This is a genomic window from Stratiformator vulcanicus (assembly GCF_007744515.1).
GTDB lineage: Bacteria > Planctomycetota > Planctomycetia > Planctomycetales > Planctomycetaceae > Stratiformator > Stratiformator vulcanicus.
On the sequence record NZ_CP036268.1, the window covers coordinates 1,259,070 to 1,272,394 of the forward strand.

At 57.4% G+C, this 13,325-nt stretch carries 8 protein-coding genes; 4 read left to right on the plus strand and 4 right to left on the minus strand.

The annotated features are described in order from the left end of the window. The first annotated feature begins 46 nt into the window (after positions 1-46). From Pan189_RS04815 to Pan189_RS04825, 3 genes are all read left to right on the plus strand, one after another. Positions 47-283 carry a hypothetical protein gene (locus tag Pan189_RS04815; protein WP_145362825.1) on the plus strand — a complete coding sequence of 79 codons (237 nt, stop codon included), beginning with the start codon at positions 47-49 and terminating at the stop codon, positions 281-283. A gap of 434 nt (positions 284-717) precedes the next feature. Next, a complete protein-coding gene (locus tag Pan189_RS04820) occupies positions 718-2,193 on the plus strand; it encodes a sulfatase family protein (RefSeq protein WP_310821092.1) in 1,476 nt (491 codons plus the stop codon). A 370-nt stretch (positions 2,194-2,563) separates the two neighbouring features. Beyond that, entirely contained in the window at positions 2,564-3,925 is a 1,362-nt protein-coding gene (locus tag Pan189_RS04825) for a Gfo/Idh/MocA family protein (RefSeq protein ID WP_145362827.1), read from the plus strand. A gap of 124 nt (positions 3,926-4,049) precedes the next feature. Here Pan189_RS04825 and Pan189_RS04830 read toward each other — a convergent pair whose 3' ends face one another. The 4 genes from Pan189_RS04830 to Pan189_RS04845 form a co-directional block, all read right to left on the minus strand. Next, positions 4,050-5,552 carry a DUF1501 domain-containing protein gene (locus Pan189_RS04830; protein ID WP_145366095.1) on the minus strand — a complete coding sequence of 501 codons (1,503 nt, stop codon included), beginning with the start codon at positions 5,550-5,552 and terminating at the stop codon, positions 4,050-4,052. Between the two features lie 43 nt (positions 5,553-5,595). Then, the gene (locus Pan189_RS04835) at positions 5,596-8,451 is read right to left on the minus strand and encodes a DUF1553 domain-containing protein (RefSeq protein ID WP_145362828.1); all 2,856 of its coding nucleotides are present in this window, start codon (positions 8,449-8,451) and stop codon (positions 5,596-5,598) included. Positions 8,452-8,915: 464 nt separating this feature from the next. Continuing rightward, positions 8,916-9,554: a response regulator gene (locus Pan189_RS04840; RefSeq protein ID WP_145362829.1), complete on the minus strand. Its 639-nt coding sequence runs from the start codon at positions 9,552-9,554 to the stop codon at positions 8,916-8,918. A gap of 59 nt (positions 9,555-9,613) precedes the next feature. Continuing rightward, positions 9,614-11,770 (minus strand): sensor histidine kinase, encoded by a 2,157-nt coding sequence (locus Pan189_RS04845; protein ID WP_310821094.1) that lies wholly within the window; start codon positions 11,768-11,770, stop codon positions 9,614-9,616. A gap of 322 nt (positions 11,771-12,092) precedes the next feature. Here Pan189_RS04845 and Pan189_RS04850 point away from each other — a divergent pair, with 322 nt between their 5' ends. Next, positions 12,093-13,298, plus strand: coding sequence for a DUF1559 domain-containing protein (locus Pan189_RS04850; RefSeq protein WP_145366096.1), 1,206 nt, complete (start codon positions 12,093-12,095; stop codon positions 13,296-13,298). Positions 13,299-13,325: the final 27 nt, after the last annotated feature.

Below are 13,325 nucleotides of genomic sequence, written 5' to 3' on the forward strand. Positions count from 1 at the left end.
CCATTGCCCGAGAATTTGTCTGAATCGATCGACCGAGGGTGGAGAGTTGGAATACGTCACCGACAACGACAACGAGGCCGCGAAGCAGGCCGAGGAAGAATTAGCCGTGATGGTCTGTCATCTCGCGATCTACCGGAACGTGCTGTCCTCATATTTGCGCGGACGAGACGTCCCGGTTTCGCCGGGAAGCCTGCCCTCGGCGCGAGAAATCGCTCAACGCCTCACGGAACTGAGCGATACGATCGATCGGGTCGTCGAGAACTCCAACGCCGCTTCGATTTAATCGGTCAGGCCTATCGTCCGGCGGCCACCGCGGCGAGCCGAGTCCGACTGGCATTTGTCGTCGCAGGCTGATCCTCGTCCTCGTCGATCGTGGGCTTGTGATTCGCTGGTCGAATTGGGTCTCGGAGGTATCCCGGAGAGCCGGCAGGATTGTTTGTTCGTCTCGCCCGGGTCGGCGGATACGCTGAAGAACTGCCATTGTCCCGTCCGCAGGATACGCGGGTTGATGTCGCCACTTGGCGAGCCGCCGTTTGAATTGCGAGCGAGTTTGCAGTCGCCCCGTTTGACGGCTCTGTTCCACGCGTTCTCAGAACGGCGGGCGCTATATGCTTGGGAACTGGCGTCGATTGGAATCTGCGATTACGTTCTTAATTGGTAGGACATTTTGCCCGCTGTCGATTCCCCGCCGCTGCTGATCGCTTTCGGAGCATGCCTGTGAAGGTCGCCCTGACATTAATTGCCATCGCCGCGGGATGGACGTTCCCGCTTTCGGTGTTTGCGGCAGCCGAGTCCCGACCCAATTTTCTGTTGATCGTAGCCGACGACTTATGCTGGCGCGATCTCGGGGTCACCGGGAACCCCGACGTGAAGACGCCTCACATCGATCGGCTGGCGACTGATGGAATGAGCCTGAGCGGTATGTTCACGCCGGCCCCCACTTGCTCTCCGTGTCGGCACGCGCTCTATACCGGATTGTACCCGGTTCGTTCGGGGGCCTATCCGAATCACGCCAAAGTTGACCCGGCAACGAGAAGCCTCTTCGTTTACCTGCGTGATTCGGGGTACCGTGTCGGCCTCCACAACAAGTCGCACGTCGCGCCCTTCGAGTCATTCCCCTTCGAACAGGTCGGTGAGCGGGAAGACGACTTCGCAGCGATTCGAGAATTCATCCAGCGAGATGCCACGCAGCCTTGGCTCCTGGTCTTTGCGTCGAGTAGTCCGCATTCGCCTTGGTCGAAGGGCCCGCAGGGTCGCTACGATCCTGAGAAACTAACAGTCCCATCCTATCTCCATGACAATCCGACGACGCGCGAGGCGCTCGCCCGCTATTACGCGGAGATCAACGCCCTCGATGACCAAGTCGGACGGCTCGAATCACTGTTAAAGGACACGAAGACTCGCGACGAAACAGTGACCCTCTTCCTGTCTGAGCAGGGGAGCGCATTTCCTTTCGGCGGGAAATGGACGCTATCGGACAACGGCATCCGAGTCGCCGCGTTCCTTCGCTGGCCCGGTCGAGTCCAGCCGAAATCTCGTACGGACGCGCTTGTGCAATATGTCGATGTCGCGCCGACGTTCCTGGAAATGGCGGGCATCGTTCCAGCGACGATCGACACCGGGTGCCCGGACGCGCTGGGAAATGTCGGATTCGACGGACGCAGCTTCCTGGGTCTGGTGACTGGGGCGACCGACCGGCATCGCGAGTACGTTTTCGCCGAGCATACGGCGGTCGGAGTGGCCGGTTATAAAGAGCCATACCCTCAGCGCTGTGTCCGCGACGGGCGATTTAAATTGGTCCGCAACTTGATGCCCGAGAACGAGTTCTTTATTCGCGGTATTCATCAATCATCCGTCTATCGATCATGGCTGCACGATGCCGAATCCGACGAAAAGTTAATTGCGAGAATAGACCGACTCAGCGTCCACCCGGCAGTTGAGTTGTTCGATCTGCAGAACGATCCCTTCGAAACAAATAACATTGCGGAAGACCCTCGTTACGAGGAACACCGTCGCCGTCTCAGCGGGCGACTTGATGCCTGGATGAAACAGCAGGGCGATGAAGGAATCGCCACAGAGTTGAATGCCAAGTCCCGGCAGGCGGGCCGCAAACAGTGGGCAAGGGATCGGCGGATGCATCGCGAAGCGAATCGTCACGCATCTATAGGATTTAAGTACGAGGAAATCGAATGATACTGCGGGCTGTGCCAGTTCCCGATGATTGACTGGCGAATCCATCGGTCCCCCGTGGATCGCCGATCATTTCTTAAGCATTCGGATGCTTCGACGTATGACTTCGATCTCTCGCGCGGCTCTTTCTTAATTGATGCCAGTATATCCGCCGTAACGGCAGTCGAGTCAGGTTTTAGGACGTGTTCAATGTCGAGCGATCACTCGCGGCCAAGAAGTGTCTCCCGAGTTATCCGGCTCCCGTGATCGATACCGAAGAAAGTTATAATGTCATTGAAATCAAATTCCGGTCCGACTGAACGTTCCCGCAACCGGGCAATGCAATTGTGAGAATAAATACCGCATTCCGAACTTCTTTCAACGAAAGCACGTGATGCACCGCCGAAATTTTCTAACATCGGTTATGGCCGGCGGCCTGTCGCTCGGAGCGTTCGGGAGCGTCAAAGCGCAGCCGATCGGCGCGAACGACCGCGTGCGTGTCGGTTGGATCGGCTGCGGCGGACGCGGTCGGTTCGTCGCGGAGCGATTTCGCTCGACTCCCGGCGTCGAAATCGCCGCGGTTTGCGATGTCTACGAGCCGAACGCGGGCAAAGCACGAGACTGGCTCGATGGTCGGCCCGATGCCGTGAATGATTTTCGGCGGATTCTTGATCGGAGTGATATCGACGCCGTGCTCGTCGCAACGCCGGACCATTGGCACGCCATCCCCACGGTGCTGGCATGTCAGGCCGGCAAAGATGTTTATGTGGAGAAACCACTCGGTCATAACGTCCAAGAGGGGCGGGCGATGGTCGATGCGGCGCGGCAGTATGAACGCGTCGTCCAGACGGGTACGCAGCAACGTTCGGCCGCTCACTTCGAACGCTGCCGGGAGATCGTACAGAGTGGAAGTCTCGGCGACGTGCGATTCGTCCGCATCTGGAACTACCGCAACAGCACGCCGGACGGCATCGGGAAGCCGCCGAACGGATCCGCGCCGAAAGGTCTTGACTGGGACTTCTATCTCGGGCCAGCCCCCGAAACAGCCTTTAATCGAGCTCGGTTTCTCGGCAACTATCGTTATTTCTGGGACTACGCTGGCGGGATCCCGACCGACTGGGGAACACACCGATTTGACGTGATGCATCTCATCATGGGCGCGTCAGCGCCGCGATCGGTCGTGGCGTCGGGCGGACGATATCCCGACATTGTCGACGACTCAGCCGAGGTCCCCGACCTGTTGCAAGCGACGTTCGAGTACCCAAATTTCATCCTTAACTACGAGTCGACCCGACTCAACGCGTTCGGCACGGGAGGACGGACGGCCGGTATGAAGTACTACCGTGCTAACGGTCCCGACGATCGGCCCAACGGCCTCGCATTTTATGGCACCAAAGGGACGTTGCTGGTCGACCGACTCGGCTTTGAACTCATGCCTGAATTGAAAGCCGGTATGAAGGCGACGGCGGAGGAGCGCGGGTCGCTCGAGAAGTTTCGGATGAAACCAGAGGATGCGTTCACGCCCGATTCGACAGGGCTCCATGTGGAGAATTTCGTCGATTGCGTCCGCTCACGCAATCGGCCGATCGCCGATGTCGAATTCGGTCACCACGCCTCGAACACGGCTCATCTCGCCAATATCGCTTACCGTACCGGGCAAAAGTTAAATTGGGACGCCGACCGAGAAACATTCGGTAATGCCGAGGCCGATCGATTCCTCTCGCGCGAAGCTCGAAAGCCGTGGGACCTGATTTAAAACCGATTTCTCAGATTACTTTCTTCGTCAGGACCACCTGATCCGAAGCTCCGGACTATCACCGGAAAGGCGTTTTTTAGGAGGTATCTGTTTAAAGAGTGACAGCGATCTGAGGCAGCCATGCTTACGAGAGGATCGTTCGCAATATCTGCCCGTGGACGTTTGTGAGACGACGGTCCAATCCGTTGTTGTACCACGTCAGCTTGGTGTGCTCGAAGCCGAGTAGGTGAAGCGCCGTTGCATAAAAATCCCAGACGGTGGCGGGGTCTTGCTCGGCTCGTCGGCCGAACGCATCGGTGGCACCATGACTGGTTCCACCCCTCACTCCCGCACCCATCATCCAACAGGTGAAGCCGTCCGGGTTATGGTCGCGGCCCTTGGTGCCTTCCTGACGTGTCGGCATCCGACCGAACTCCGTCGTCCAGAGGACCAGCGTGTCTTCCAAAAGACCAGAGCGTTTCAGGTCCGTCAGCAGCGCTGCTGTCGGCTGATCGAAGATCGGGCAGTGACGGTCATAGTCGGGCTTGAGCGTCGCATGCGCGTCCCAGTTGAGCAGTCCATCGACGCCGGAGGCCCGCGACGCGCAGTAGAGATTTACGTATCGAACGTCGCGTTCCAGTAGCCGCCGGGCAAGCAGGCAATTCTTCGCATAGGCTGCCTTGAGCTGATTGGGATCGTCGATCCCATAGAGGCGCTGAGTCTCCGCCGACTCACTTGCGAAGTCAGCGACCTCGGGAGCCGAAAGCTGCATTCGCGCCGCCAACTGATACGCAGAGATGCGCGCGTCGAGTTCGGTTTCACCGGGCCGAAGGTCGGCGTGCCGTCTGTTGAGCCGGTTTAAAAAATTGCGGGTCGCCAGGTCTTCCTTCTCCGAGATCGATTTCGGCCGCGCGAGGTTTCGGATCGGTTGCTTCGCACTGAGCATGATCGCCTGATGCTGGGCGGGTAGAAAGCCGTTGCTCCAATTCGCCTTTCCGTTCGGCGGTTCTCCGCGGATGTCGGGGATCGCCACGTAGGCGGGCAGGTTCTCGTTCTCGCTTCCGAGCGCGTAGCTGACCCACGAACCGGCGCTGGGGTAACCTTCCATGGCATAGCCCGTATTCATAAACACGCAGCCGGGACCATGCGTGTTCGATTCTGATGTCATTGAATGAACGAAGGCGATGTCGTCAACGTGCTTCGCCATATGCGGCAGGTTTGACGAAATCATTTTTCCACTCTCTCCGGCAGGCTGAAACGGCCACGGACTCTTCATCAGCGGACCGTTCTTTCCCTGAAAGGAAACCAGCGGCTCTCCGGGAAGCGGTTCACCGTCGCGTTTCTCGAGCTCGGGCTTGTGCTCCCACAAGTCCATGTGCGACGCGCCGCCCGGGCAGAATATCTGCAGCACCCGTTTGGCCTTCGCCGGGAAGTGCGTCATTCCCTTGCCCGGCTGCCAATTTTCGATTCCGACAGGTTCGCGTGACGTGTTGTCACTGCCGTGGGTATCACCTGCGAGCAGATGCGCCAATCCGATACCGGCCAGCCCGGTAAAAGCGTTACCGAGCAGGCCCCGGCGTGACAGCACATTGTCAAGCGGCACATTGTCAAGCGGCACATTGTCAAGCGGCACATTGTCGAGCGGCATATTCATTTGAAAGGACTCTTAATTTTAAGACACGCACCGACAATTAATCGATGTGGATCATCTCTGTGGAGTTCAGTAAGGCGCGGCAGAAGGCCGATAGGCCATGCTTTTCAATCAGCGTCACCGCTGCGGTCGCTTCCTGTTCCACCGGCTTGCGGCCGTAACAGAGGTGGAAAGCTCGCCGCACGTGAGCTTCTGCGTCGCCTCCCGCGATTTCGGACCGCAGCCGGGCCGCCATGAATTTGCTCATGTCGAGCGTGAAGCCATGGTTCAGCATTGTCAGAGCCTGCAGTGGAGTGGTCGTCGCGGCTCGTCGGGGCGCGGCGAACGCATTTTCCGGGCAGTCGAATTCACTCAGCAGATCGACCGTCGCCGCGCGGGCGTTCTTATGGTAGACGGCTCGGCGATAAGTCTCCGGCCCGTGCTCATCCAACGGGTAGTATGTAGCGACGTTGTCGTGCGTGTAGCGGTAGAGCCGAAAGCCGGGGCCGCCCATGGTCGTATCGAGTTTGCCGGCGACCTGTAGCATCGTGTCACGAAGTTCCTCGGCCGACAGCCGGCGCGGCGGGAACCGCCAGAGCAGCCGACTACTGGAATCGACGTTCGCCGCGTCTTCCCGCCATGTCGATGCCTGACGGTACGTTTGGCTGAGCATGATTTGCCGGTGCAGCGGCTTTAAACGCCAGCCGTGCCGATGCACTTCGGCGGCGAGCCAATCGAGCAGTTCGGGGTGTGAAGGCCGATCGCCCATGTATCCGAAGTCGCTCGGCGTGGCGACGATGCCCGTTCCGAAGTGATAGTGCCACAGCCGGTTCGCCAGCACCCGCGGCGTCAGCGGGTTTTTCGCATCGACAATCCATTCGGCAAGCGCGAGCCGACGTTCTCCCTCACCCGCATCCCCGTTGAGGGAGAAGCCATCTGTCACTTCTGACAGAACTGAAAGGCTTGCCGGTCGGACAGGCGGCCCCTTTCGCTCGGGGTTTCCGCCGAGGAACACGTGAAACTGCGGATTCTCAGGTAACTTGAATTTCCCCGCGTACCACAGCGGTGGTTCTTCAACGTCATCGAGGGCCCGCCGCGTATCGACAAGCCGCTTACGAATCTTCTCGAGCTTGGAGCGTTCTTCGGGTGTGATTTCGGCTTCGAACAGCCGCTTCGCACGGAACTCGTTATTGAATGGCGTGCGACCTGACGTGTCGGCAACCGTCTGCCAGCGTCGGCCGTCGACTGAGACTTCGAGCTGATACTCCGCGGGGAAGGAAGCTTTTCTGTAATCCTTTTGGAGAAGTCCGAGCCGGTCGCTTGAAAAGAAGACACGCTCAATCGCCGTGACTTCGGCCAGTTCGAGCAGGACTTGCGTTCCGATGATTTTCGCGCGCGTATTAATGTCGCCATCAAACGCACGATGAATGCCATATCCTTCGTCGAAGTCTTCAGCCTTCGGAGTTGACGCGGAGGCCGTCGCTCCATTGGCGGACAACGCGACATTCAAACCCCCATCACGGACGGGATAGACTTCGAACTCGTCCAAAAAGAAACTCTTTCCCGACCGGCGACTGGTCAGACCACTAACCGTCAGCCGAACGAATTTCGCATCGATCGCGTCGAACCGTTCTTCGGTGCCGGCCGGGTCGACGGTCGGACGTGTCCAAGCCTGCGAGTGAAGTTCCGCGTTCGCCTCCGCTCGTTGTTCGACTACCGTTCGAAGTTCCCTCTCGCTGGCTTCCAAAGCCTTTCGACGTTCCGCGAGCGGCTCACTGATTCGGCGGTACGCTTCCCACTGTTCGCTGGTCGCGATGGGGCGTTCTCCGTGATGCACGCCGCCGAAGGCGCTCACCATGCGGTAGTAGTCTTTCTGTTCGATCGGATCGAACTTGTGGTCGTGACAGCGGGCGCAGCCGACCGTCAGGCCGAGAAAGGCCTCGCTGGTCGCCCGCACGATGTCATCGATCTCGTTGGCCCGGATGACCGCCTGCGCCTTCACATCCTGATTTCCGACGTCATCATGCGGCCCGCACACGAGAAAGGCCGTCCCGATTTCAACCTCCGGGTCGTTCTTCCCGACCATATCCCCCGCCAACTGTTCGATCACGAAACGGTCGAACGGCTTGTCCTCGTTGAACGAGCGGATCACGTAATCGCGGTACGGCCACAGCGTGTCGATGATCCGATTCCGCTCATAGCCGCCGCTCTCACCGAAGCGGGCGACGTCGAGCCAGTGCCGTCCCCAGCGTTCTCCATAACGCGGCGAATCGAGCAGGCGGTCGACCAACGCGCGATAGGCTCCCGCCGAATCGACATTGACGAATGCTTCGACCTCCTCGGGCGTCGGCGGCAAGCCGGTCAGGTCATACGTCGCCCGGCGGATCAACGTGCGGCGGTCAGCCGGCGGATTCGGCTCCAGTCCCTGCTTCGCAAGTTTCGCGAAGACGAATCGGTCGATCACGTTCTCAGTCCACGCAGCCGATATGCCATCGGTAACGGGCGGTTCTCGCTTCGAGACCGGCTTTAGCGACCAGAAGTTCTTGTCAGCCGCCGATTTTTCTTGGACGACCGCGTTCTTCGGCCAGACGGCTCCCGCCGCGATCCATCGCGTGAGCGTCGCCACCTGTTCTTTGCTCAGGCGCTCGCCCTCTTTGGGCATCCGCGGCGGATCGGCTGCGGTCGGACGGACCATGTCGAGCAGGTAGCTGTGTTGAGGCTCGTCGGCGATGACATAGCCGAACTGCTCGATATCGTCTGCCGACGACAGCGAAAGCTCCCCCTGCTGATTGGTTTCGTTGTGGCACCGTACGCAATGTGCTTCGAAAATCGGAGCGACTTCCCGCTCGAAGTCGACGCCAGATTCAGCGACACGAATCGCGCCTAACAGAGTCAGGAACCCGACAAAAATTCGCATGGCGGCAGTCCACTTTTCGATTTGACGATTTGAGGGACAGTCACGCTTCCAGTGCGACCGACATGACCATTCGCGTACCTTCAATAAGATGATTCGATGCGAGCAGTCGATTATAGAAAGCCAAACAGCGGTTGTCAGTTTGCTACGGTCATTGTCGTAGTCAGTTGGCCTTCAATCATCAGCGATTTACATGGCTCCGAAGTGCCGACAAGCGATTCGAAGATAATACTTGATGACCTAATCGGAAAGGCATTGATGAAAGTTGGGGGGTCTTCAAGCGAAGTCGCTGCCGGTGCCGAGGACTTTTGGGTAGGGGGCCGGCCGTTTTTTCTTCGTTGCGAATGACGTCGCAACAGGTGGTGGTAAGTGGTGACTCAACACACAAGCCCGAGACGCGAGCCGTCGGGAAAATCGCTGGTTGATCGACCATCGGCTTGCGCCTCTGGCTCGTATTGAAATCGCTTCTAGTCGAGATGAACAATTCCCCTCTGGATCGCCGCGAGTGCTGCCTGGGTGCGATCATCGACTTTCAGTTTTTGCAGGATCTGAGTGACGTGCAGCTTGACCGTGACCTCGGCAATACCAAGTTTGCCGGCGATCTGGCCGTTACTGGCGCCTTTTGCGATCAGATGAAGTACTTCGCTCTGCCGGCGACTCAGCGACGGACGTTGACGCCGTTCTTCGAGCATCTTGCCGACGGAATCGGTCAGGTACTCTCCCCCGGTCGAAACAGTTCGTATGGCCTTGAGCAGTTCAGATCGATCCGCTGTTTTAATCAAGAAACCCTTCGCGCCGGCTTCGACGGCGCGGAAGATATCTTCTTCACCATCAAAAACCGTAAAGACGAGAATTTTCGCGGAGCGGTCAAATTTGACGATCTCTTCAATGACGTCGATGCCGGTCCCGTCCGGCAACTGATAATCAAGGACAACGACCTGCGGCTTGCAGTCCTTATAAAGAAAGATCGCGTCGGCGGCTGTGCCCGCCTCCGCCGCGATATGAATGTCTTCTTCCATCTCGAGCGAGCTTGCCAGCCCCATCCGCACCACAAAGTGATCGTCGACCAGCATGAGACGAATTTTGTCATCGACGTTCGTTACCATTACTACACTCTTAAGAGTCTGAGCCTGACTGTCGGGCCGCATTTCGATCCTGGCCTCAGTTAAACATGTCCGTTCGTAAATCGATCCTTCGGAACGATCACTTCGATTGTCGTCCCGTTGCCTTGTTCGCTGACGATATCGAGAGTTCCGCCGAGTCTTACCGCACGTTCCCGCATTCCAACTAATCCAAAATTTGGAATCCTCGACCGCGATGCCTGATTGGAATCAAAACCGGAGCCATCGTCTTCAATCTTAAGCCTGATCGCGTTGTCAACGTAGTCCAAGATTATCTTTACATGCCTGGCACGGCCATGCTTGAGTGCATTTGTCGTCGCTTCTTGAGCAATTCTCAGTAAGTTCGCCTTGACCGGACCCGGAAGTGGGTAAGGTTCGCCATCTGTCTTCACACTAATTTCATGCGACGATTCTTGAACTCCCCAAGTCAACAGTCGTTCAATCGCATTGGCGAGATCACCGTCTTCGAGTGCGACGGTGCGAAGATCCCAGACCGCACGTTTCGTCTCGCTGCGACTGTGCCGAACCATGGCCCGTGCGAGGTCGAGCGACTTGACGACCGACTCTTCCGTCGGGCCGATTCTTGACTTTAAGCCGTCGAGTTGAATGGCGACACCCGAGAGGTCCTGCTCAAGCGAATCGTGTAGCTCTCGCGCAATCCGCGCTCGCTCTTCCATGATGACACTTCGGGTTAAATTTATCTTGATGGTGTCTGCCTGAGCCGCGACCTGTCGTCTCAGCGCAACGATCCAGACGACACAAACGACTGATGCTGTCGCGGCGGTTACTATAGCCCATCGCATTCGTTCGGGCGTCCACCAGGGCGCGGCCTCAAGAACCTCGACGTCCTCATCGGTTCGTGCAAGAACCTGAACCGTTCGAATCGAGACTGGAGTTTCATCAGATTCGACCTGATGCGATGGACGCGCGACACAAATTCCGGTGACTCTGAGCCAGCTATTCGGCTTAAACCGTGTTTCGGCGAGCGGCTCTTCTTCATGCGGAATGTGGACGTGAAGCACGGCATCGCCCGACTGAAGATAAAGTATGTTCTCGCTTGCTCGGTTGGACGATCGCATGAGCAACCCATCGATCGTGATGAGTTCGCCCGTGTGCTCGCCTTGAAGAACATTTTCTGCGGTGACGGAACGAGGCATTGTATTAATATCGTTTTCGAATTTTCGAACGACCGCATTGGCGAGTGTGGCACCTCCATCCCCGAAGCTCGGGTACCCGACAACTTCGACCGCGTCACCCGTTGAAACTTCCTGGCAGATCGGATTGACAATCCTTGCCCCGGCTGTCCCATCTTGAACGTATAAGAGCGATCCGGGTCGAAAGTAGGTGACCCGACCGCGGAGGCGAACGCGGTCAGGGAAACGCTGATCGAACCGGGTCACTGAAGCCGCGGTGCGAAGTGGGGCATCGAACAGTGTTTTAAAGGCGGCGACATCGATCTTAACTTGATCAAAGTCGTTCACGAACAACCGCATTCCGGTCAATTCCCGCTGCTCACTAAAGAGACTTCCGAAGACACCCCGGACTTTGACCACCGCTCCCACCAAGCCGTCTCCGGTTGTCCGATCTTGTTCGTACTCCGGTACGATGGCGTCGAACCGTCGGTCTTCGACTTGCAGGCTGAGAACCGTTTCGCCCGGTGTGTCTCTCTTTTCGGATGAGCGAAAATTAACATCGGCTAAGACGGCCTCAACTTCAACGAATTGACTGTCATTGGCCGGGTTTGCCAATTGCCGCGCAGTCAGCTTGATCGGTGTCGGCAGTTCGGCTTGGCCGAGGACCCGCACGCTTGGCGGACCCGTACCGGACCCACCAATGCAGGGTGAGAAACTACCCGGCTGCGTGACGCCGATGACCTCGACAAGCTGTCCCGGTTTGAGATCGAGCGTGTCAGGAGTGAAACCGAGACCGGGTGCAACATAGACCCCGCCTGTCTCATCTTGCACGAAGGCTCGGACGGCGTAGACACTAGGATTGACTTCGAAATAGGTCACCACACCGACGACCCGAACAGTCAGATGTCGCATCGCATCTTCAGTCGAGAGCGCACGAACGGCTGCGGCGGTCGCGATGACCTGTGTGTCGTCCGCACATGCCTGTCGACTCGACAGGCATTGAACGTTCACAGCAAGCTGGATGATCGCTGCGATCACAGAGCCTGCCGTCTTGTTGGACCGTCGCATCAGTCGCCCGTCCCGTTTCGGATTCATCTCTTAAGGACGAGTCTAACAGGCAGAATTCATCATCGCATTGGACCAGCAAATGGTAGCGCGAGTCGAACACCTCGAAGTAGTGGGCAGGCGATCACATCCTCTCGTATAGGTTCTTCGGGTCGGGATTGGATGATCGAGCAAAACCTAGGCCTTTGCATATGTAAGCACGAGACTTCAGTAACAATTCTCAAATCAAGTGTTGCCAATCTGAAGTTTCGTTGCTGTGGTACGTGAACTCTTCTCTACACCTCGCGTTCCCGGGGTACAGCTCTCATCGCTCAAGGGATCGAACATGTTAACTTGCAAACGCTCATCTCGACCACGTACCGGCTTCACGCTGATCGAACTTCTCGTTGTGATTGCGATCATTGCGATCCTCATTGCGCTGCTGCTGCCCGCCGTGCAGCAGGCTCGCGCCGCCGCACGGCGAACACAATGTAAGAACAATCTAAAGCAGTTCGGCCTCGCTCTGCACAATTACCATGACGCCTACAACTGCTTTCCGATCGGTTATAACGATGGCAACATCAAGAACCAGAATCAGGATACCTCGTTGGGTGTAGGCTGGGCGTGGGGGGCAGCGATATTGCCGTACATCGAGCAGGATGCGATGTACAACTCGCTCAACTTTAACGAACCCCCCATGTGGGGCACGTTTTCGAACCCGTCAAATCCGAAGATCGGCGAAGTCACCGGAGGAAATTTATTTCCTATATATAACGTCGTGACTTCGGCCCTTTGCCCCGCCGATTCGTTTCGCCCGAAAACGCAGAAGGACCTCAAGTTCGGGGCGGCTTCAAATTACTGCGCAAACTTCGGAATTCTGGGCGGCGGCCAATGGAGTCGGCCGAGTGCGGAAGTCCCGTCGCATTACGGTCCTGAAGATGCGAGGAATAACGGCTTGTTTATGGTCGACAAGGTGATTGGCCTCCGTCACGTGACGGACGGAAGTTCAAACACGATTCTGCTCGGCGAAATCAGCTATCGACTTACTGCCAGTGGGAGCGGAAACGATGCCGGCATGGGTTTGTTAGTCGGCTCCTCGTGCGTCGGTGGAAGCTGCCCCTCGTTCGTGACCGACACGACCACCCCCGTACGGTCCAGTATTGGGAAGAACTGGTCTCGATTCGGTCGAATGAACGGAATGGGACTCAATACGGGTGACAGCAATTCCTTTAGCGGCAACCACTCGGGCGGCGTTCAATTCGTCATGGCCGATGGCTCTGTCCACTTCCTCAGTGATAATATTGAGGACAACTTGCGAATGGCTCAAAAGTCCTTTGGCGAAGGCATCTCCCCGGACTATCGCAACAATCACACTCTGGCCAAAGTCGGCGCCAATAATAATAGCCTGAAGAACAAACTTTACTCCGGCGCGACGAATTCGCCGCCGAACTCGTCGGCTACTTGGGCCAGTGGATCAGATTTTGAAGATTGGATGGGGGTGTACCAGCGGCTTCTGGCGCGTAATGATGGTCTCACCATCGGCAAGTTCTAGCAGTGCCATCTCGCCATTCGGGCCTTT